The sequence below is a fragment of the Streptomyces atratus genome (assembly GCF_014648655.1).
In the GTDB taxonomy this organism is placed as follows: domain Bacteria; phylum Actinomycetota; class Actinomycetes; order Streptomycetales; family Streptomycetaceae; genus Streptomyces; species Streptomyces atratus.
In genome coordinates this window covers 140725-159985 of sequence record NZ_BMRN01000004.1, presented here as the reverse complement: position 1 = coordinate 159985, position 19261 = coordinate 140725, and the positions used below count along the sequence as shown (strand labels likewise).

The 19261-nt window shown below is 70.3% G+C and carries 12 protein-coding genes; 5 read left to right on the top strand and 7 right to left on the bottom strand.

Annotation, left to right across the window (positions count from 1 at the left end; genetic code table 11):
• Nucleotides 1-14: 14 nt before the first annotated feature.
• Nucleotides 15-2882, bottom strand: a complete 2868-nt coding sequence (locus IEZ15_RS08740) for an AfsR/SARP family transcriptional regulator (protein WP_189275553.1) — start codon at nucleotides 2880-2882, stop codon at nucleotides 15-17.
• A 216-nt stretch (nucleotides 2883-3098) separates the two neighbouring features.
• Between IEZ15_RS08740 and IEZ15_RS08735 the strand changes: the two genes are divergently transcribed.
• The gene (locus IEZ15_RS08735; protein WP_189275551.1) at nucleotides 3099-3875 is read left to right on the top strand and encodes a CHAP domain-containing protein; all 777 of its coding nucleotides are present in this window, start codon (nucleotides 3099-3101) and stop codon (nucleotides 3873-3875) included.
• A gap of 89 nt (nucleotides 3876-3964) precedes the next feature.
• On the opposite strand, the gene acnA is transcribed toward IEZ15_RS08735, so the two are convergent.
• Nucleotides 3965-6679, bottom strand: coding sequence for an aconitate hydratase AcnA (acnA, locus tag IEZ15_RS08730; protein ID WP_308427390.1), 2715 nt, complete (start codon nucleotides 6677-6679; stop codon nucleotides 3965-3967).
• Between the two features lie 338 nt (nucleotides 6680-7017).
• On the opposite strand from acnA, the gene IEZ15_RS08725 reads away from it, so the two are divergent.
• Both IEZ15_RS08725 and IEZ15_RS08720 read left to right on the top strand, forming a co-directional pair.
• On the top strand, nucleotides 7018-7641 hold the full coding sequence (locus IEZ15_RS08725; protein WP_189275547.1) for an RraA family protein: 624 nt from the start codon (nucleotides 7018-7020) through the stop codon (nucleotides 7639-7641).
• A 274-nt stretch (nucleotides 7642-7915) separates the two neighbouring features.
• Nucleotides 7916-9445, top strand: coding sequence for a helix-turn-helix domain-containing protein (locus IEZ15_RS08720; protein WP_114247254.1), 1530 nt, complete (start codon nucleotides 7916-7918; stop codon nucleotides 9443-9445).
• A 126-nt stretch (nucleotides 9446-9571) separates the two neighbouring features.
• Here the strand turns inward: IEZ15_RS08720 and IEZ15_RS08715 are convergent, their stop codons facing one another.
• On the bottom strand, nucleotides 9572-10783 hold the full coding sequence (locus tag IEZ15_RS08715) for a Dyp-type peroxidase (RefSeq protein WP_189275545.1): 1212 nt from the start codon (nucleotides 10781-10783) through the stop codon (nucleotides 9572-9574).
• 30 nt (nucleotides 10784-10813) lie between these two features.
• Between IEZ15_RS08715 and IEZ15_RS08710 the strand changes: the two genes are divergently transcribed.
• Complete coding sequence (locus IEZ15_RS08710; RefSeq protein WP_229845802.1) at nucleotides 10814-12181, top strand: right-handed parallel beta-helix repeat-containing protein; 1368 nt, start codon at nucleotides 10814-10816, stop codon at nucleotides 12179-12181.
• A gap of 107 nt (nucleotides 12182-12288) precedes the next feature.
• Here the strand turns inward: IEZ15_RS08710 and IEZ15_RS08705 are convergent, their stop codons facing one another.
• The 4 genes from IEZ15_RS08705 to IEZ15_RS08690 form a co-directional block, all read right to left on the bottom strand.
• Entirely contained in the window at nucleotides 12289-13119 is an 831-nt protein-coding gene (locus tag IEZ15_RS08705) for a hypothetical protein (protein ID WP_189275543.1), read from the bottom strand.
• A 117-nt stretch (nucleotides 13120-13236) separates the two neighbouring features.
• Nucleotides 13237-15834, bottom strand: a complete 2598-nt coding sequence (locus IEZ15_RS08700; protein WP_229845801.1) for an SdrD B-like domain-containing protein — start codon at nucleotides 15832-15834, stop codon at nucleotides 13237-13239.
• Nucleotides 15835-16630: 796 nt separating this feature from the next.
• The gene (locus IEZ15_RS08695; protein ID WP_189275539.1) at nucleotides 16631-17473 is read right to left on the bottom strand and encodes a hypothetical protein; all 843 of its coding nucleotides are present in this window, start codon (nucleotides 17471-17473) and stop codon (nucleotides 16631-16633) included.
• Nucleotides 17474-17716: 243 nt separating this feature from the next.
• Nucleotides 17717-18292, bottom strand: a complete 576-nt coding sequence (locus tag IEZ15_RS08690; protein WP_189275537.1) for a TIGR03086 family metal-binding protein — start codon at nucleotides 18290-18292, stop codon at nucleotides 17717-17719.
• A gap of 72 nt (nucleotides 18293-18364) precedes the next feature.
• Between IEZ15_RS08690 and IEZ15_RS08685 the strand changes: the two genes are divergently transcribed.
• Nucleotides 18365-19183 carry an AraC family transcriptional regulator gene (locus IEZ15_RS08685; protein WP_189275535.1) on the top strand — a complete coding sequence of 273 codons (819 nt, stop codon included), beginning with the start codon at nucleotides 18365-18367 and terminating at the stop codon, nucleotides 19181-19183.
• The last annotated feature ends 78 nt before the right edge of the window (nucleotides 19184-19261 follow it).

Sequence of the window (19261 nt, the reverse complement as noted above, 5' to 3'; positions counted from 1 at the left end):
CGGGCCCTCACCGGTCAACTCGTTTCCGGAGCACCGCCCAAATCACGCAGAAGCGCGCGGACCTCGTTCACCTCGGGGCTGAGGGCGTGGATGTCGAGGTAGATGGCGAGGGCCTCGCTCAGGGCGTCCCTGGCCGGCTCGACGGCCTCCGTCGCGAGGTGGGACTGGCTCAGATGGACCAGCGTCTCGGCCTCGTTGTAGCGGTGCCCCAGTGCGCGGTTGAGGTCCAGGCTGTGCTGGTAGCAGTCGATGGCCTTCGCGTGTTCGCCGAGGCGGTGGTAGGCGTAGCCGAGGGTGTCCCAGGTGCCGGCCCGGCCTCGTTCGTCGCCCAGTTCCCGCTGGATCACCAGCGCCTCCTGGCAGCGGCGTACCGACGCCTCGTGGTCCCCGAGCTGGGTGTGGTCCCAGGCCACGGCGTTCAGGGCGCGGGCCCGTCCGGGGAGGTTTCCGGCCGAGGTGAAGTACTCGACGGCGCTCCGGTCGTGCCGCAGAGCGGCGGCGTTGTCGCCCTCGCGCTCGTACTGCCAGCCGAGGGCGAGGTGGGTGTGGGCGGTGGAGAGGAGATCGCCGTGTCTCTCCGCGAGGGCCAGCGCGTGGGCCAGTTCCTGGTGGGCTTCCTCGAAGCGCCCGGTCTCCGTGCAGGCCCAGGCGAGCGCGCGGCGGGATTCCGCCTGGGCGGCCGGATCCCCGAGGCGGACCGCGGCGGCGAGCGCGGTGCTGTGCACGGCGGTGACGTCGACCCACCACGCCCGACGGGCGAGGAAGGTGGTGATCGCCCAGGCCATCCGCCATGCCTGGGCATCGTGCCCGGTACGTACCGCGTGGTTGACGGCCGCGGTCAGCACGGTGTGCTCGCTCGCGAACCACGCCATGGCCCGGTCGGCGTCGGCGAATTCCTCAAGGCGTGTGCCGTCCGCCGGAGATGCCGGCGCGAGCGGGTCGCGGTGGGGCAGCAGGAGCCGGTCGGCCGCGTACGCGGTGTGCGCGTAGTGGTCGAGTACGCGGGTGAGTGCCGCTTCCGCCTCCCCGGCAGGGGCGACGGCCTCCGTCATCTCCAGGGCGTAGGCGCGCAGCAGGTCGTGGCAGGTGAAGCGGCCTGGGACGCGCTCCTGGACGAGGTGGTGGGCCTGGAGGCGGTGCAGCCGGGTACGGAGGCGGGGAAGCGGCAGCCCGGTGAGGCTGGCGGCGGCGGGCAGGCCGATGTCCGCCCCGGGGGCCTGGGCGAACTGCCGGAAGACCCGGGCCGAATCGGCGTCGAGTGCGAGGTAGGAGGAGGCGAAGACGATCCGCATGTCGCCGTTCGGTTCGCCCGTCTCCAGGGCGTCCAGCGGGGTCGCCGCTTCCCGGAGTTCGGCCGCCAGGGCGATGAGGGTGAGCATCGGGTCGGTGGTGAGGCGGGCGGCGAGGACGCTGATGGCGATGGGGAGCCCGGCGCAGTGGCGGAGGAGTTCCGTCGCCGCCCCGGGTTCCGCGGCGATGCGGTCGGAGCCGAGGCGGCGGACGAGCAGGTCGCGCGCCTCGGCGGGGTCGAGCGTCTCCAGGGTGAGCTGGGCGGCACCGTGGGAGGCGGCGAGGCCGGGCAGCCGGTGCCGGCTCGTGATCAGGACCGTACAGGTGGGGCTGCCCGGTAACAGGGGCACCGCCTGGTCGGTGTCCCGGGCGTTGTCGAGCACGATGAGCAGGCGCCGGCCCGCCGTGAGGCTCCGGTACAGCGCGGCCTGGGCCTGGGGGGTGGCGGGAAGGCTCCCGGGGTCGGCGCCGAGGGCTTCCAGGAAACCGCGCATGACCGCGTACGGGTCGGCGGGTTCGCCGGAGGGGGTGAAGCCCTGGAGATCCGCGAAGAGCTGACCGTCGGGGAAGCGCTCCTGCCAGCCATGGGCCCAGCGCAGTGCCAGCGAGGTCTTGCCGACGCCGCCGGTGCCGCAGATCACTGCGATCAGCACGGTCCCGCCGTGCGGTTCGCCCTGCGGCGCCAACAGTTTGTCCAGGCAGACCAGTTCGCTGTCCCGGCCGGCCAGCAGGGGCGGCGGAGCGGGCAGTTGTCTGGGGTGTGTCGTCGGGGCGTGTGCCGCGGTGGGGTGTGTCGTTGTGGCATGCGCCGGGGCGGGCGCGGTGTCGCGGGCCGGCGGGGCGAGCCGCGGATCCGAGATCAGGATCTGCTGGTGCAGGCTCCGCAGCGGCGGTGCCGGGTCGATGCCCAGCTCCTCGACGAGACGACGGCGCAGCTCCTGGTAGTGGTTGAGGGCGTCGGCGGGGCGCCCGCCGCGGTAGAGGGCGAGCATCAGCTGTCCGGCGAGCCGTTCGTCCAGCGGGTTGTCCTCGGCGAGCGGGGCCAGCACGGTCACCAGCTCGGTGTGGATCCCGCGGCGCAGCTGGAGATCGCTCCAGTCCAGCACGGCGGCGAGGCGTTCGACCTGCGCCGCCTCGCGCCGGGAGTTGAACCACGGGGTGTCCATGCCGGGGCACAGCTCGCCCTGCCAGTTCGCGAGGGCCTCCTCGAAGAGGTGCGCCGCCGCCGTCTCGTCCCCCGCGTGCGCGGTGGTCCTGGCCCTGGCGGAGAGGGCCCGGAAGCGGTGCAGGTCGGCGGCGGTGGCGGCGACGGTCAGTACGTATCCTCCCGACCGCCGCGCGATCGGCGCGTCCTGGCCCGCGGTGCGTAACGCGTTGCGCAGCCTGGAGAGGTAGCTGTACAGCGTCGGCCGGGCGCGCTGCGGGGCGTGCTCGCCCCAGACCCGGTCCACGAGTTCGTCCGCCGTGACCACTTGGCCGGCTTCGAGCAGCAGCACGGCGAGGACGCGCTGCTGCCGTGCGGGCCCCAGGTCCAGCCGGTGGCCGTCGACACCGGCCTCGACCCCTCCGAGCACGCGGAATTCCACGGCCACGCCACCCACCCCCCGGGCGCGATCCTAGACCGAGGCCAATGGCTCGGAGTAGCTGTTTCAAGTTCTTTCCAAGGTTGCGACAGGGTCGCCCGAGCACGGTGATGTCCATCCCGTCGGACAGGTTCGGGGACGGGCTCCCGGAGAAGTCAGTGCAGCCGGCAGCCGAGGACCCACCTACCGAGAAGCAGGACAGCAGCCCGATCTCAAGGAGCAGACATGCGTATTCGCCATGCCCTGGCGACGGCCGGCCTCGGCACCGTGCTCACCCTGGGGGTCACGACGTACCCCGCGACCGCCGTCCAGACCGACACGGCCGGCACTGCCGGTTCGGCCAGTACGGTCAGTACGGTCAGTGCTGCCAGCGCGCTCGGCAACAAGATAGCCGCGCAAGCGCTCGGTCAGTACACGAGCGAGAATGCCGAGGTGAAGAAGCGCAGGTACGAGGGCGCGGCCAACGGCGTCAACGCCAAGAACAACTGCAACTTCTACACCGGCTTCTGGACCGACCCGCGCAACCGCCGCTTCGACGGCACGAAGGCCCCGCGCACCGGTACCAACCGCGCCACCTGCGGCACGAGCAAGGGCTACATGTACGTCAAGGGCACCAAGACCTGGACGCCTGTGAAGTGGAAGTCCCGCGCCTGGTGCTCCGACTTCGCGAAGTACACCTGGTACTGGGGCGGCGCGAAGGTCACGGGGCTCAACTCGGCCGCCGCTTCCTTCCGCAGCTACGGGCGCACCAACCACACCTGGCACACCCGCGCCGACGTGGCCGCCAAGCGCTATGTGCCGAAGAAGGGCGATGTCGTCAGCTACGACTGGAAGGGGGACGGCATCATCGACCACGTCGGTGTCATCACCGCGTACAGCACCAAGTACAAGGCGTACTTCTCGGTCGAGGGCAACTCCAGCGAGAAGCTCAACTACAAGAACACCAAGCAGTCGGCGCTGGCGAAGTACGTCGTCGGCTACACCTCGCCCAAGTCGCTCTGACGGTGTCCGCGCGACGGTGAGCCGGTACGGGAAAGGGCCGCACCCCTTCGTCCTGCGAAGAGGTGCGGCCCACTGCCCCGCCGGATCGCCTACTTGCGGATCAGGCTGCGGAGCACGTACTGCATGATGCCGCCGTTGCGGTAGTAGTCCGCCTCACCGGGGGTGTCGATGCGGACGACCGCGTCGAACTCCACACCGGTGTCGGTGGTCACCTTGACCGTGCGCGGCGTGGTGCCGTTGTTCAGCTCGGTCACGCCGGTGAAGGAGAAGGTCTCCTCGCCGGTGAGGCCGAGGGCCTCGGCGGTCGCGCCCTCCGGGAACTGGAGCGGGAGGACGCCCATGCCGATGAGGTTCGAGCGGTGGATGCGCTCGTACGACTCGGCGATGACGGCCTTGACGCCGAGGAGCGCGGTGCCCTTGGCGGCCCAGTCGCGGGACGAGCCGGAGCCGTACTCCTTGCCCGCCAGGATGACCAGCGGGGTGCCGGCGGCCTGGTAGTTCTGCGAGGCGTCGTAGATGAACGACACCGGGGCGTCGGCCTGGGTGAAGTCGCGGGTGAAGCCACCCTCGGTGCCCGGGGCGATCTGGTTGCGCAGGCGGATGTTCGCGAAGGTGCCGCGAATCATGACCTCGTGGTTGCCGCGGCGCGAGCCGTACGAGTTGAAGTCGCGGCGCTCGACGCCGTGCTCCGTCAGGTACTTGCCGGCCGGGGTGTCGGCCTTGATCGCACCGGCCGGGGAGATGTGGTCGGTGGTGACCGAGTCGCCCAGCTTGGCGAGCACGCGCGCGCCGGTGATGTCGGCGACCGGGGTCGTCTCCATCGTCATGCCCTCGAAGTACGGGGGCTTCCGCACGTAGGTGGACTGCGGGTCCCACTCGAAGGTGTTGCCGGTCGGGATCGGCAGCGCCTGCCACTGGGCGTCGCCCGCGAAGACGTCCTGGTAGGACTTGTTGAACATGTCCTCGCCGATGGAGTTGGCGACGACGTCGTTGACCTCGGCCTCGGAGGGCCAGATGTCCGCGAGGTAGACCGGCTTGCCGTCCTGGTCGATGCCCAGGGCGTCCTTGGTGATGTCGACCTTCATCGAACCGGCGATGGCGTACGCGACGACCAGCGGCGGGGACGCCAGGTAGTTCATCTTGACGTCGGGGTTGATCCGGCCCTCGAAGTTACGGTTGCCGGAGAGCACCGAGGTCACGGCGAGGTCGTGCTCGTTGACCGCCTTGGAGACCTCCTCCGGCAGCGGGCCGGAGTTGCCGATGCAGGTGGTGCAGCCGTAGCCGACGAGGTTGAAGCCGACCTTGTCGAGGTACGGGGTCAGGCCCGCCTTGTCGAAGTAGTCGGTGACGACCTTGGAACCCGGGGCGAGGGTGGTCTTGACCCACGGCTTGCGGGTCAGGCCCTTCTCGACCGCCTTCTTGGCCACGAGCGCCGCGGCGACCATGACGTACGGGTTCGAGGTGTTGGTGCAGGAGGTGATCGCGGCGACGGTGACGGCGCCGTGGTCGATCTCGTACGTCGTCCCGTCGGGGGCCGTGACCGTGGTCGGACGCGACGGCACACCGTTGGAGGAGGCCGGCGAGTCGGAGGCCGGGAAGGACTCCTTGCCGGACTCCTCGTCCTCGGAGACGTAGTTGCGGACGTCCTGCGCGAACTGCTCCTTGGCGTTGGCCAGGACGATGCGGTCCTGCGGACGCTTCGGGCCGGCGATGGAGGGGACGACCGTGGCGAGGTCGAGCTCCAGCTTCTCGGAGAAGTCCGGCTCGGCGGCCGGGTCCAACCAGAGGCCCTGCTCCTTGGCGTACGCCTCGACGAGCGCGACCTGCTGCTCGTCACGGCCGGTCAGACGCAGGTACTTCAGCGTCTCGTCGTCGATCGGGAAGATCGCGGCGGTGGAGCCGAACTCCGGCGACATGTTGCCGATGGTGGCGCGGTTCGCGAGGGAGGTGGCGGCGACGCCCTCACCGTAGAACTCGACGAACTTGCCGACGACGCCGTGCTTGCGGAGCATCTCGGTGATGGTCAGCACGAGGTCGGTGGCGGTGGTGCCGGGCTTCAGCTCGCCGGTCAGCTTGAAGCCGACGACGCGCGGGATGAGCATGGAGACCGGCTGGCCGAGCATCGCGGCCTCGGCCTCGATGCCGCCGACGCCCCAGCCCAGCACACCGAGGCCGTTGACCATGGTGGTGTGCGAGTCGGTGCCGACGAGAGTGTCGGGGTACGCCTGGCCACCCCGGACCATGACCGTACGGGCCAGGTGCTCGATGTTGACCTGGTGGACGATGCCGGTGCCCGGGGGGACGACCTTGAACTCGTCGAAGGCGGTCTGGCCCCAGCGCAGGAACTGGTAGCGCTCCTTGTTGCGGCCGTACTCCAGCTCGACGTTCTGCGCGAACGCGTCGTTGGTGCCGAACTTGTCCGCGATGACGGAGTGGTCGATGACCAGCTCGGCCGGCGCGAGGGGGTTGATCTTCGCCGGGTCGCCGCCGAGCTCCTTCACGGCCTCACGCATGGTGGCGAGGTCCACGACACACGGCACACCGGTGAAGTCCTGCATGATCACGCGGGCCGGCGTGAACTGGATCTCCTGGCTGGGCTGCGCCTGGGAGTCCCAGCCGCCGAGCGCCCGGATGTGGTCGGCGGTGATGTTCGCGCCGTCCTCGGTGCGGAGCAGGTTCTCCAGCAGCACCTTCAGGCTGTAAGGGAGGCGCGCGGAGCCCTCGACCTTGTCCAGCTTGAAGATCTCGTACGACTCGTCGCCCACGCGCAGCGTGCTGCGGGCGTCGAAGCTGTTCGCCGACACGACAGTCTCCTTCATCAATGTGCGCGTACTCCGCGCCGCGCCTCCTTACGGCGGGCGCCGCGTGGTGCCGCCTACGGCCCCTCGACCATCCGCTAAGGTAAGGCTTAGTTAGGTAACCCTTACCGACTGGCGGACTGCGGTGCGCCTTCGGCATATATCTCGATGTCGAGATAACTCTAGTACATCACCGCCGCACGGTCATGCGCGGGCGGCGCGGCTGCACTGCGCCCGCTAGTCTCGCCGCCGCACACCTCTTCCTCCGATGAACATATCGACCCCGCGGCAGCGCGGGAACGTGTCCTCATCGGTGGGAAGGGGCGCCCGGACGAAGGAGGAACATGAACGACGTCACCGAGTTCAAGAACATCTCCCCGACCACCCTCGCCGATCTCCTGGGACGCGAGCAGGTCATGGACATCGGCATCCGCCCCCTGTGGCCCTCGATCCCGCGAGTCGCCGGCCCGGCATTCACCGTGCGGTGCCCTCCGGGCGACAACCTCATGCTCCACGCGGCCATCCACCGCGCGGAGCCGGGCTCGGTCATCGTCGTCGAGGCGGGTGACGTCGACTACGCACTCGCCGGAGGAAACGTCTGCGCCGTCGCCCAGCGCCGCGGGATCGCGGCGTTCGTGACCGACGGGGTGATACGCGACCTCGCCGAGGTGCGCGAGATGGGCTTTCCCGTCTTCGCCAGAGGAGTCATCCCCGTCCCGGGCACCAAGAAGGCCATCGAGCCGCTCAACGGCCCGGTGCGGTGCGGCGGCGTGAACGTCGACGCGGGCGACATCGTGGTGGCCGACGAGGAAGGCATCGTGGTCACCCCCCGCGCCCGCCGGGAGCAGGTGCTCCTCGACGCCCTGAAGAAGCTGGCCGAGGAGGCCGGCGAATCCCTGGACGTGTGGGAGGAAGCGCATCGCGCCCGAATCGACAAGATCCTGGCCGAAGGCGGCTTCGAGGGCTGATTCGACGCCAGGCTTCCGTCAGGCCTGCACTGTTCCCCGGCCTCGCCCCGCCCCGGCCCGGCAAGTGGGGCCGGGCGAGGCCGGCGCCCCCGGATGGACGTACACCGCGCGCCGTCGCGGTGATCCGGGTGGACCATGGAACGCACGGTGCACCCGTAGCCCGCACCTTTCACGCACATCAGGCTGCGTGACTGCCGCGCCTCCACACGCAGCCGTCACCCGAACACCACACCCCACCGCAGGTCTCATCTCATATCTGAGATAACCTTTCGTCATGTCAGACGACTATCTCGTACGCATAGGCAAGCTCATCCGTGACGCCCGTCAGCACCGGGGCTGGACACAGAGTCAGCTCGCCGAGGCGCTCGCCACCAGCCAGAGCGCCGTCAATCGCATCGAGCGCGGCAATCAGAACATCAGCCTTGAGATGATCGCGCGCATCGGCGAGGCACTCGACAGCGAGATCGTGTCGCTCGGCTACGCCGGACCCATGCACCTGCGGGTGGTCGGCGGGCGCCGGCTCTCGGGCTCCATCGATGTCAAGACGAGCAAGAACGCGTGCGTGGCACTGCTCTGCGCCTCACTGCTCAACAAGGGCCGTACGGTGCTGCGCCGTGTGGCCCGCATCGAGGAGGTCTACCGACTTCTGGAGGTGCTGAACTCCATCGGCGTGCGGACGAGGTGGATCAACGAGGGAGTCGATCTGGAGATCGTCCCGCCGGCCCGGCTCGACCTGGACGCCATCGACGCGGACGCCGCCCGCCGGACCCGTTCCATCATCATGTTCCTCGGTCCGCTGCTGCACCGGATGGACTCGTTCAAGCTTCCGTACGCGGGCGGCTGCGACCTCGGTACGCGGACCATCGAGCCGCACATGATCGCGCTGCGCCGGTTCGGGCTGGAGATCGCCGCGACGGAAGGGCTCTACCACGCCCAGATAGACCACTCGGTCACGCCCGACCGTCCCATAGTGCTGACCGAGCGCGGGGACACCGTGACCGAGAACGCCCTGCTGGCCGCCGCCCGGCACGACGGCACGACCGTCATCCGTAACGCGTCCTCCAACTACATGGTCCAGGACCTGTGCTTCTTCCTGGAGGCACTGGGCATACGCGTGGACGGCATCGGCACGACCACACTGACCGTGCACGGCGTCCCGCACATAGATGTGGACGTCGACTACTCCCCCTCCGAGGACCCGGTCGAGGCGATGAGCCTCCTCGCCGCCGCCGTGGTGACGGAGTCCCGGCTGACGATCCGCCGGGTACCGATCGAGTTCCTCGAGATCGAGCTCGCGGTGCTGGAAGAGATGGGCGTCGACTGCGACCGTACGACCGAGTACGCCGCCGACAACGGCCGTACCCGGCTGGTCGACCTCACGGTCCGCCCCTCCAAGCTGGAGGCGCCGATCGACAAGGTCCACCCCATGCCGTTCCCCGGGCTCAACATCGACAATGTGCCCTTCTTCGCGGCCATCGCCGCCTCGGCCCACGGCCAGACCCTCATCCACGACTGGGTCTACGACAACCGGGCCATCTATCTCACCGATCTGAACCGCCTCGGCGGCAGGCTGCAGCTCCTGGACCCGCACCGGGTACTGGTCGAGGGCCCGACCCGCTGGCGCGCCGCCGAGATGATGTGCCCGCCCGCGCTGCGGCCCGCCGTGGTGGTGCTGCTCGCCATGATGGCGGCGGAAGGCACCTCCGTACTGCGCAATGTGTATGTCATCAACCGCGGTTACGAGGAACTGGCGGAGCGGCTCAACTCCGTGGGCGCGCAGATCGAGATCTTCCGGGATATCTGACCGTCCGATGCCGTCGAGGACCACGTCGCGGGTGATCTCCGGCAGCAGCCCGCCATCGCCCATCAGCCGCAGCCCGCCGCCGCTTCGGGCCGGTGGTCGTGGTGGGGAGGAGGGAGTGGGACGAACTCATGTCCAGAGCTGTTCGCCGAAAGTCCCGGTGGGTGCGGTGCCGGGCAGGACGTAGGCCACGGCCGAGGCGCGGTGTTGGAGGAACGGGCCGAGGGCGTCGCGGGCGGCCAGGCGGTCCTGGACGCGGGTGAACTGGGCGGGGTCGCGCATGAAGGCGCAGAAGAGAAGGCCGCGGTCGGTCGGGCCGTCGTCGTAGCTGTAGCTGCGGCGGAGCATACGGGCGCCGCCGTCGAAGCGGGGGCTGGCAAGACGCACGTGGGCGGTGGCCGGGATGACGTAGGAACCGTCGGGGTTCTTGGCGTAGATGTCCGGCTCGTCATGCTCGGCGGTGCCGCTGAGGGGGACGCCGTCGCGGGCGCGGCGGCCTATCACCCCGTCGCGCCGGCCTTCGGGAAGGGCCGCGAAACCGGCGACGTCCATGTGGATCCTGCGGTAGACCAGAACGGTGCCGTTCCGGTGGGCTCCGGGTTGGCCCCAGACCCACTTCTCGGCCGCCGCGTGATCGGGGTTGGCGGTGCCGTCCTTGGAGCCGAACAAGTTGCGCGGGGTGGTGCCCGGCGCCGTGTGGGGCAGGAAGCCGGACTGGGTCCAGCGCGGTACGGCGCCGGCGGCGTGCGCGGCCCTGTCGGCGAGTTCGGCGACGATGGTGAGGGTCCAGCGGTCGGCTGCGCACAGTTGGACCAGGATATCGCCGTTGCTGCGGTGCGGGTCGAGACGGTCACCGGGGAAGGGCGGCAACTCGCCAAGAGAATCGGGGACGTTGAGGCCGAGGCGGGTGGCGAGGGCGGGGCCGATACCGACCAGGGAGGTGAGCCGGGTCGCGCCGCCGCCCCGGAGTCGCGGGTCCAGCGGAGCGTCGGAGGCTGCGGTGGCGAGCGTGCGGGTCAGCGCGTCGAGGACGCTGCGCAGGGTCTTCCGGTCGGTGGCGGCGGAGGTCTGCGGGAGGTCGAAGGAGAGCAGGTGCGTCGCCGGTTGCTGGGGCGCCGTGACACCCGCCTGGCGGGCGCCGTGGAAGGGAATCGCGGCCTCGGCCGGCGGGGCGCCGGCGGTGGCACGGACGGCTGTCCGGCCGTCTCTCGCCAGTTCATCGGCCGCCGCGCCGATCCCGGCGGCGAGCACCGCTCCGCCGGCGAGCAGTGCCCGGCGCCGCCCGAGATGGGTTGCCGCGGGTCGGGATGAATCCTGCGCATTTCCCTGTTCGGTGGGCATACGCCTATTGGAGACGATAAAACAACTGCCATGCAAATCCTGTCTGGAGAAGGCCCGTTGACGCGTTCGGCAGTCCCGGCGGCGGTGTTCCGGTCGGCGCTGCGTCTGTCGGTGCTGGTCGTCTCGGTCGCGATGGCGGCCACCGGGTGCTCCACAACGAAGTCGACGTCCGCCGATGCGCGGCATCCGGCGGGGAGCGTGCTGCGCGTTCCGCAGGACTTCTCCTCGGTGCAGCAGGCGGTGGACGCCGCTCGTGAGGGCGAGACGGTGCTGATCGGCCCGGGCGTGTACCGGGAGAGCGTGCGCGTCACCAAGCCCCGCGTGGTGCTGCGCGGAGCGGACCGCAACAAGGTGGTCTTCGACGGCGGTGTGCGTCTGGCCAACGGCATCACCGTGACCGGCGCCGGCTCGGTGGTCGAGAACCTCACCGTGCACGGCTACCTCGCCAACGGCGTGCTGTTCACCGGCGTCACCGACGAGCGGTTGCAGCAGCGCGGCGCCGGCGGCTCCGCCTACGACCCGCTGGACACCACCCGCTTCCCTCCCGTCCGGGGCTTCCGCGCGACCCGGGTGACGTCGTACAACAACGGTCTGTACGGCATCTACGCCTTTGACGCGCGCGACGGCGTGATCGAGGACTCCTACGCCTCCGGGCACGCCGACTCCGGCATCTACGTCGGCCAGTGCAAGCCCTGCAACACCGTCGTCCGCGGCAACACCGTGGAGCGCAACGCGGTCGGCATCGAACTGACCAATGCCTCGGACGACCTGTCGGTGCTGGGCAACCGCGTCGTCCGCAACCGGGTCGGCGTCACGGTCAACTCCAATGACCTGGAGGCCCTCGCCCCGCAGCGCCGCGCGCTGATCGCGGGCAATGTGGTCGCCGACAACAACGCCGCCGACACGCCCGAGCAGGCGGACGGAGGCTTCGGCATCGGCATCGGCATCGGCGGTGGCACCGGGAACCGCATCCAGCGCAATCTGGTCCGGGGCAACCGGGCGGCCGGGGTGGTCGTCACCGACCCGCCGGGGCATCCGGCGAGCGGCAACCGCGTCGAGGGCAACCGCGCCACCGGCAACGGCACCGACCTCGTGCTGGCCTCAGCCGACCCCGGCAACTGTTTCGCGGACAACCGTCCCGCCACCCAGAGCCCGGACCGCCTGGAGGGCCGCGCAGGCTGCGGCACCCGCGGTCGGGGAGCGCTGCCCGGCGGCCGGACGACTCCGGTGCAGGCGCCGCCCGGCGTCCCGTTCAACAAGGTGCCGGCCCCGCCCGCCCAGCCGTCCATGCCGGACCCGACGGCCCCGGGCCGCCCGGCGACCGGCCTGCCGGGGGCCGTCGACACGGCCGCGTACCCGCTTCCGAAGGAGGCGGACGCCGTGCCGCGCTCGCACTGAGCACGATGCTCCGGTGGACTCGGCCCCCGTTCACCATGTCGCCCTGGAGGGCGAGTTGGGGAGGCCGTCGGCAACCGCGGAAGCCGGGGCGCATCGGCACGGAGATGTCAGCCGGTGGCCCACGGCGCCTCGGGGAGCTTCGCGCGGCCGTCGCGTCCGGAGAACTCCACGGTGGTGGGAGTCCCCAGGCCCGACATCCGCATCGTCACCCGCAGCAGGCCGCCGTCACCGTCGATCCAGTACGTCAGCGGCGACCGTCCGCCGTCGGGCCCCGCACTGGGCATGACGCCCTGGGCGCGCGGCCCGGCGAACCGGTCGTAGCTGCGGCCGTCGACGCGGTCGCGACCCAGCCAGCGAGCTCCGGACTGTGCGAGCAACAGCGGGTTGTCGGGGCGGTCCGCGCCCAGCCCGACCAGCAACTGCAGCCCGGCGTCCAGGGGATCGGTCGTGTAGGAGCGCGCGGACCAGCCCGAGCGCGGGATGTGCTCGGCCTGTTGCCAGGCCGGGCTGTTGTCTCCCTTGGGCGCGGGGGCCAGGCCGAGGCCGCCGGTGTCCCAGACGATCAGCCCGTGGTCGAGCTGCCCGGTGGCGGGTCCGGAGGTCCCGGAGGAACCGGAGGCCCCGGTGACCTGGTAGCTCCCCACGGCCCGGTGGGTTCGGTAGTCCACGACCCCCTTGACCCGCACCACCACTCCGCCGCCCTCGGTGGCCGTGAGGGTCACCGCCACGGGACTGGCCTGGTACAGATTCAGCCGCGACAGCGCCAGCCTGGACGCCTCCTCCGTCGTCACCGGCCGCTCGGTGGCGGTGTCGTCGGAGAAGGTCCGGTAGGCGGCCAGGCCGCCCACTGCGACACCGCACGCCGTGATCGCGATCAGTGTTCTCAACCAGAGGGCCCGACGCGGCGTACGGCCGTCGGTCTCTCTCTTCCGAGCCATGCGGTCGCCTTCTCTCGTCGGTCGGTCACACAGGAGGGCGGGTTCGCGGACCGCTGGTCCGCGAACCCGCCCGGTCCGGCCCGGAGGGTCACCGGTGCCGGTCGCCCCGCTTCGGGGCTAGCGGTGCTGTGCCCTTCGCCTGCGCATCAGTACGACCAGAGCCCCGCCGAGGGCGGTGAGCGCGGCGCAGCCGGCCAGGGCCAGCAGAACCGCCTGGCTCATGCCGGTGGACGCCAGGCCCGAGTTGGACTCGTGGCCCGGTGCACCCGGTTCACCTGGAGCCCCCGGCGAACCCGGTTTGCCCGGTGCCGGCGTCGTCGGTGTCGGCGTCGGCGTCGGAGTGGGGCCGGGCAGCCGCTCGTTGACCGCGGTCACCGAGACCCCCTCGTCGAGGTTGTCGGAGGTCAGTACCAGCGGCCCGAACACCGCCACGTCGGGTACGGCGTACCCTTCGGGCGGGCTGACCTCCTGCCAGTAGTACGTCCCCGGCGCGCCGGCGCCCTGGCAGATGCCGTCGGTCCCGGTCAGGCAGGGCTTGTCGACCGGCGTGTCAGGCTCCGTCCCGGTGGCCTGCAAGCCGTCGGAACCATTCGTCTCCTTCCACAGCTGGAACTTCGCCTTCGCCAGCGGCTTGCCGTCCTGGTCGTGCTTGACCAGGCGCAGCGCGCCTTCCTGTTGCCGGAAGCCGAAGTCGTAGGTGTGGTCATTCTCCCCGGGCCCGCCGGTGGTCAGCGCCCGTTCCGGGTACTTCGCGCCGGACGGGACGATGCCCTTGGAGTCGATGAAATGGTTGTCGCCGACATCCGCGTCGGTGGGCACCCACTGGTGGAGCGGGCCGCCCTTGGCGTAGTCGGCCGGGTTGTCGAGCCGGATGGTGTACTTGGTCGTCGGTTTGAGACCGCCGGTGACGTTGGAGTCGTCGAAGTAGTACTCACCACGCTCTGACGTCTTGGTCGTGCCGACCTGCTTGCCCGACTCGTCGTAGAGGTGGACGGTCGCGCCCACGACCGGGCGCTGGCCCGGGTTCTGGATGCCCTTGCGCTCGGGGTCGTACCAGACCCGGTTGCCGATCTGCAGCGGGGCCTGGTCGCAGAGCACCTCCAGGTCACCCATCGAGGCGCCCTTGCCGAACGGGGCCACGGCCCCGGGCGGGTTGAGGCGCAGGCCGAACTTCGGGTCCTGCGTGCCATCGCGCTGGAGGAACGACGTGCCGTACCCGAGGGCGGTGTGGTTGGGGTCGAAAGCGGAGGTCGCGATGGTGTTCTCGGCCTTGGAGAGCGTCATGCCGGCGAACGCCGTGTTGCGGTGACCACCCCAGCTGGTGTCGAAGAAACGGGTGCCCCGAGGGGACAGCCCGCAGCCGTTGTTGGTGTCCATCACATACATGCCGTCCGCCGGGCAGGCCTTGTTCAGGTCACCGCCCGACATGACGATGGCGGCGGAGTTCGGCGCGGGACCGGCTGGCGCGCGGTCGCCGAAGCGGTCGCGGAAGGCCAGCAGCATCGAGCCGTCTGTCTCGAAGGCGATCTCACCCAACTCCGGTTCGGGTTTGGCGATGGTGGAGTTGCCACACGGCCGGCCGTTCTGCGAGTCCGGGTAGGTGCTCGTCCACGGGAACCAGCCCGCGCCGTCGCACGGGCCGGCGCCGACCGTCGAGCCGCGCGGGTAGTCCAGCGGCTGGTTCAGCACGGCCTTCTGGAAGGCGCCGGTGCCCAGGTCGAAGGGCAGAACCACCGCGCGCAGGTCCGAGACCTTCCCGGTGGACTCACCCGAGCAGACCCCGCCGAGGAAGCCGGTGCCGTCCTGCATCCCCAGGCCGAAGGGGCGCCAGTCCACCGCCGCCGGACAGCCCGGGTCCGGGATCGCGTAGACGGCCTTCGGCGCCGCCGCGGTCGCCACCGTGGCGTCGTAGCGGTAGAGCTTGCGGTTGTTGAGGTTGACGACGAACAGGTTCTTGCCGTCATCGGTGATCTTGATGCCGCCCAGGCTCTCCTTGCCCGGTACGGCAAGGAAGGCGTCGTCAGTACCCGAGCCGTGCGCCGTCGTCCCCGCGTCCGGGACGACGGTGAACAGGGTGGTCTTCTTCTGCGCGCGATCGGTCACGTAGATGCCCCCGGCGCCACCCGGACCGTAGTCCGTGGTGCGCTTGGCCACCGCCGAGGAGAACACCCGCTTGTCGGCCTTGTTCCACGCGATGCCGAACAGTGTGCCGGTGTCGGCGTTGGTGGCGATGTTCGTGACGTTGACGTCGACGCCGTCCTGGCCGCGTGCGTCGTACGGGAAGGAGACCAGCGTGCGCTGAGCCGCGCCCTCGCGCGTGGTGGGCTGACAGGTCGTCATCAGCGGTGCGTTCTTCTGGCAGTAGTCACCCGGACTCCACAGCCCGGTGGTGTACGCCACGCTCTTATCGCCGGAGAGGTCGACGAACTCCTCATTGCTGCTCAACTGGTTGGGCGCACCGTCCAGTCCCTGGCGCGAGGCGAAGGCCGGGAACAGCACACCCGGCTTCGGATTCACCACCTGCACACGGTACTTGCCGCTGGTGGTCTCACCCGCCGCCGGAGTCAGCGTCACGGTGCCGTCGGCCGCCGTAACCCCCTCGATGCCCGTCCCGGCGTCGTCGGTGAGGGTCACCTTGACGCCCGCGATACCCGGTTCCAGGGCAGGCGTCCACACGCCGCTGGTGTCCACGGCCCGGATCACCCGGACCGTCACCGACCCCTCCTCCGCCTGCGAGTAAGCCGCAGGCGCCATGGCTAACGAGCCACTACCGATTCCCAAGGCGAGCGCGGCCACGCAGCCAACGGTGCGGCGACCGAGCACGCCCGGCCGCCGCCGACGCGGCTCGGGCGCGGCTCCCTTCGCTTGTTCATTCGTAGATGTCATCTCCTGCTCTCAGCGTTCAGAAGGGCCTGACGCCCTGCTCGTGGGGGAGTACATAGAGATGCGGAGAACCGCCATGCCCGCGATCTTAGAAGGGCTTTGGGCAAGATCGTGGCGGAATGGCGAACTCATCCTCCGCCGGACCCTCGCGCAACGGTCTCTGAGCGCAACGCGGGCGGGGCAGCGAGATGGCGAGCGAAACTCCCACGCCTGTCGCACCGGTCGCTGCAGACGCGGACGCCCTCCAGGTTCTGGCCGAACTCGACGACGACACAGTGGAATCTGCCGGGCCCGGCGCAGATCGTACGAGCAAGGCGCTGCGGCGGAGCGGGAAAGGAAGGTGCCGGTGGTGCCCCCAGGAGGGCGACGGGCGACGACGTCTGCTGCCGACCTGGGTGTCGCCGGGGCACGGTCAACCGGCCGTCGCGGATGCCTCGTCGGCAGACACGTGAGGGTACGGGCCCAGTCGGACGCGACATCCACCGCACCGACGCCGAACGCCGTGCCGTCACACGCACCGTAGAAGAAGGCGACCCGGAGGATCGCCATGTCCGCCGTGACGAACGAGCCCGCAAGGGCACTGTGCGACCCCGTCGCCACACTTTCCCGGTCCAGGCACTGCGCCTGCTCACGGGGCCGTCGGCCGTTCCGGGCGGTTCTGGTGGCCGACGTCGCGGACGAGGTCCAGACCGAGGACGCGGTCGAGATGGGCGAAGGTCTCGAACTTGGCACCGGCCGGCACATCGGACCGTCCCGCGACGTCGGCCAGCAGATCCAGTACGGCGTCGACGCCGAGGTCGTCGACGAGCGCCGCATGCGACTGTCGCAGCAGGTCGGCGGGGATCGGCCTGGACGGCTCCTGCGCCCAGTCGGCCACCTGCTGACGCCACTGCCGCAGTGTGCGCCGGGCGTCGGCCAGCGCTCCACCGGTGACCGTGACAGGTGTGCCGTAGGGGCGGCCGAGCAACAGAAGGCGCACGGCCAGTGGATCGGCGACCTCCGGTACGAGTACGTCCGGAAGATCCGGCGAGAGAAGGTGGCCGGGGTCGGGAACGCCTTCGTCCAGAGGCGCCGTGCTGACCTGCCCCACATCGATCCGGACCCCGCCCATGGCGTCGTCCGTGTCGGTGCCCTGGGCGACCACGTGTACGTCGGCGGGGCCGCCGAGTGCCCGGTCCGAATGGTGGCCTGCGACGACAACGGGCGGATGGATGCCGAGCACCGCCAGGACGCGGTCGAGCGCGCGGGCCTGATCTGGCGTCAGGTCCGGGGTGGTGAGGACCGTGACGACCTGCAGGCCGTTCAGCTCCGCTGTGCGCGCCAGTACGTCACCGACCAGCGGCACACGCAGGTACGTCGGACCGGCCCCGGTGCCGATGGCCGGCATATGGACGCAGCTGCGCAGCAGGCGGCGGGGTGCGGCGGGGATCTCCGCGAGGTGACCGGTGCGGGTGTCGGCGATACGCAGCATGTTCGGAGGCTAGTCGCGGGCACCGCCCGCACGTGGGAGAAACCGGTCGGGGCAGCGGTGTTGCACATCATGGAGCAGTACGTGGGGCGGGGATGACGGGCCCGGCGTCATGAATCGCCGATAGCGGCACCGATCTGCAAGCCGATACGCGCGAATTGCCGTCGGTAGCCGCAGGGCATGCCCGGCCGGACCGGGCCGGGCCGTTCCGCTGCCGCACGGCCATGGGCCGTGTCCAAAGAGCGGCTACCGCGCCGTTGTCGGCACCGGCCGGCGTCCGAGGAATGCCACGAGCCGGTCCACGGCCGACGCGTCCGCGTCGACCGGAACGATCTGGCCGAAGGGCAGGTTCTCGCCCCGGTACTGCGGCGGCAGGGTGGCCTCCGCGCGGGCGAGGGTTTCTGCCGCTTCCCGGTCGGTGTAGGGAATCGGCTGCCCGGTGGCGACCGCCAGGTCCCAGCCGTGGGTCAGGTACTCCATGAGGGTCATGCTGAACACCGCTTCGCCCGGCATTTTGCCGCCCGTGACGGTGACCTGACGGTCGAAGCCGTGCTTCTCCCAGCCCTCGACGACGCCGGCCGCGGCAGCGCGGAACTCGCGGGCGGGGTCGGCACCGCATCTGTGGTTTGCCGCGTCGGCGTCGTTGGACCGGCCCTGGGCGCCGGCCTCGAATACGAGGAGCCACCCGACGATGTGATTGACAAGAGCCTCGACGTCGTAGTCGTCGCACGGCGTCGGAAGGCTCAACTGGTCCGCTCCGACCCCCTCGATGACGTCGCCGGTCTTGGACAGCACACCCGCAAGAAGATCGACTTCGCTCATGGACGGAGCCTAGGCGGTGCTGTTGACGCAGTCTTGAAGAAACACGACACACGGCCTCGTTAGCATGGTTCCGTGACTCGGCCGACCGATCAGGACACCCGCGGCATCGTCGACCCCCGCACCGGATTCGAGCACTTCGAGCTGACCCGGCACCTGCCCTCGCCCGACCTGGCCTGGGCGGTCGACTGCTACTGGGTCGTTCGCTGGGACATGCCGGACGGGGAGTCCTACGAACAGCGCGTGATCCCGCACGCTGCCGTACATCTGGTCTTCGAGGCCGGTGCCGCCACGATCGAGGCCATTTCGCCGCACGAGTTCGTGCGACGGCTGGAGCGCCGTGGCCAGGTCTTCGGCGTCAAATTCCGGCCCGCGGGATTCCGGCCCTTCCTGCGTGGCCGGGTGTCCGCCGTAGCCGGGCAGCGGTTCGCGGCGTCGACCGTGTTCGGGGCAAAGGCCGACGACACGGCGCGTGTGCTGGCCGGGGCCGACGACGTGAACGGGTCGACGGCCGTCGTCGAGAACCTTCTCCGTTCCCTGGACGCACAACCGCTGCCCGCGACCGGGCCGTTGAACGCCGTTCTCGGCCTCATCGTCGCCGACAGGTCGCTGACCAGAGTCGGCGATCTCGCCGATCGGCTGGGAATGAACACGCGTAAGCTGCAACGGCTGTTCGCCGATCATGTGGGCCTCAGCCCCAAGTGGGTCATCAACCGGTGCCGGATCCACGAAGCCGCGGAGGCGGCCATGCGCCGGGCGTCCGTCGACTGGGCGGAACTGGCCACCGAACTCGGTTACAGCGACCAGTCCCACCTCGTCCGTGACTTCACCGCCACCGTGGGCATCTCCCCGGACCAGTACACCCGCCGGGCCGCGCGAACCCCGACGGACTGACCGTCACCCCGCCTCACGTTCAGGACGCCGGACCGCCCCGCTGTCACCCGTACCGACCGCGCCCCCTCTCGGCCGGAG

What these genes read in the sequence shown, in the direction of transcription:
- IEZ15_RS08710 (WP_229845802.1), top strand. Translation starts at nt 10,814, where the DNA reads ATGCAAATCCTGTCTGGAGAAGGCCCGTTGACGCGTTCGGCAGTCCCG.
- IEZ15_RS08720 (WP_114247254.1), top strand. Translation starts at nt 7,916, where the DNA reads ATGTCAGACGACTATCTCGTACGCATAGGCAAGCTCATCCGTGACGCC.
- IEZ15_RS08690 (WP_189275537.1), bottom strand. Translation starts at nt 18,292, where the DNA reads ATGAGCGAAGTCGATCTTCTTGCGGGTGTGCTGTCCAAGACCGGCGAC.
- IEZ15_RS08725 (WP_189275547.1), top strand. Translation starts at nt 7,018, where the DNA reads ATGAACGACGTCACCGAGTTCAAGAACATCTCCCCGACCACCCTCGCC.
- IEZ15_RS08735 (WP_189275551.1), top strand. Translation starts at nt 3,099, where the DNA reads ATGCGTATTCGCCATGCCCTGGCGACGGCCGGCCTCGGCACCGTGCTC.
- IEZ15_RS08695 (WP_189275539.1), bottom strand. Translation starts at nt 17,473, where the DNA reads ATGCTGCGTATCGCCGACACCCGCACCGGTCACCTCGCGGAGATCCCC.
- IEZ15_RS08705 (WP_189275543.1), bottom strand. Translation starts at nt 13,119, where the DNA reads ATGGCTCGGAAGAGAGAGACCGACGGCCGTACGCCGCGTCGGGCCCTC.
- IEZ15_RS08715 (WP_189275545.1), bottom strand. Translation starts at nt 10,783, where the DNA reads ATGCCCACCGAACAGGGAAATGCGCAGGATTCATCCCGACCCGCGGCA.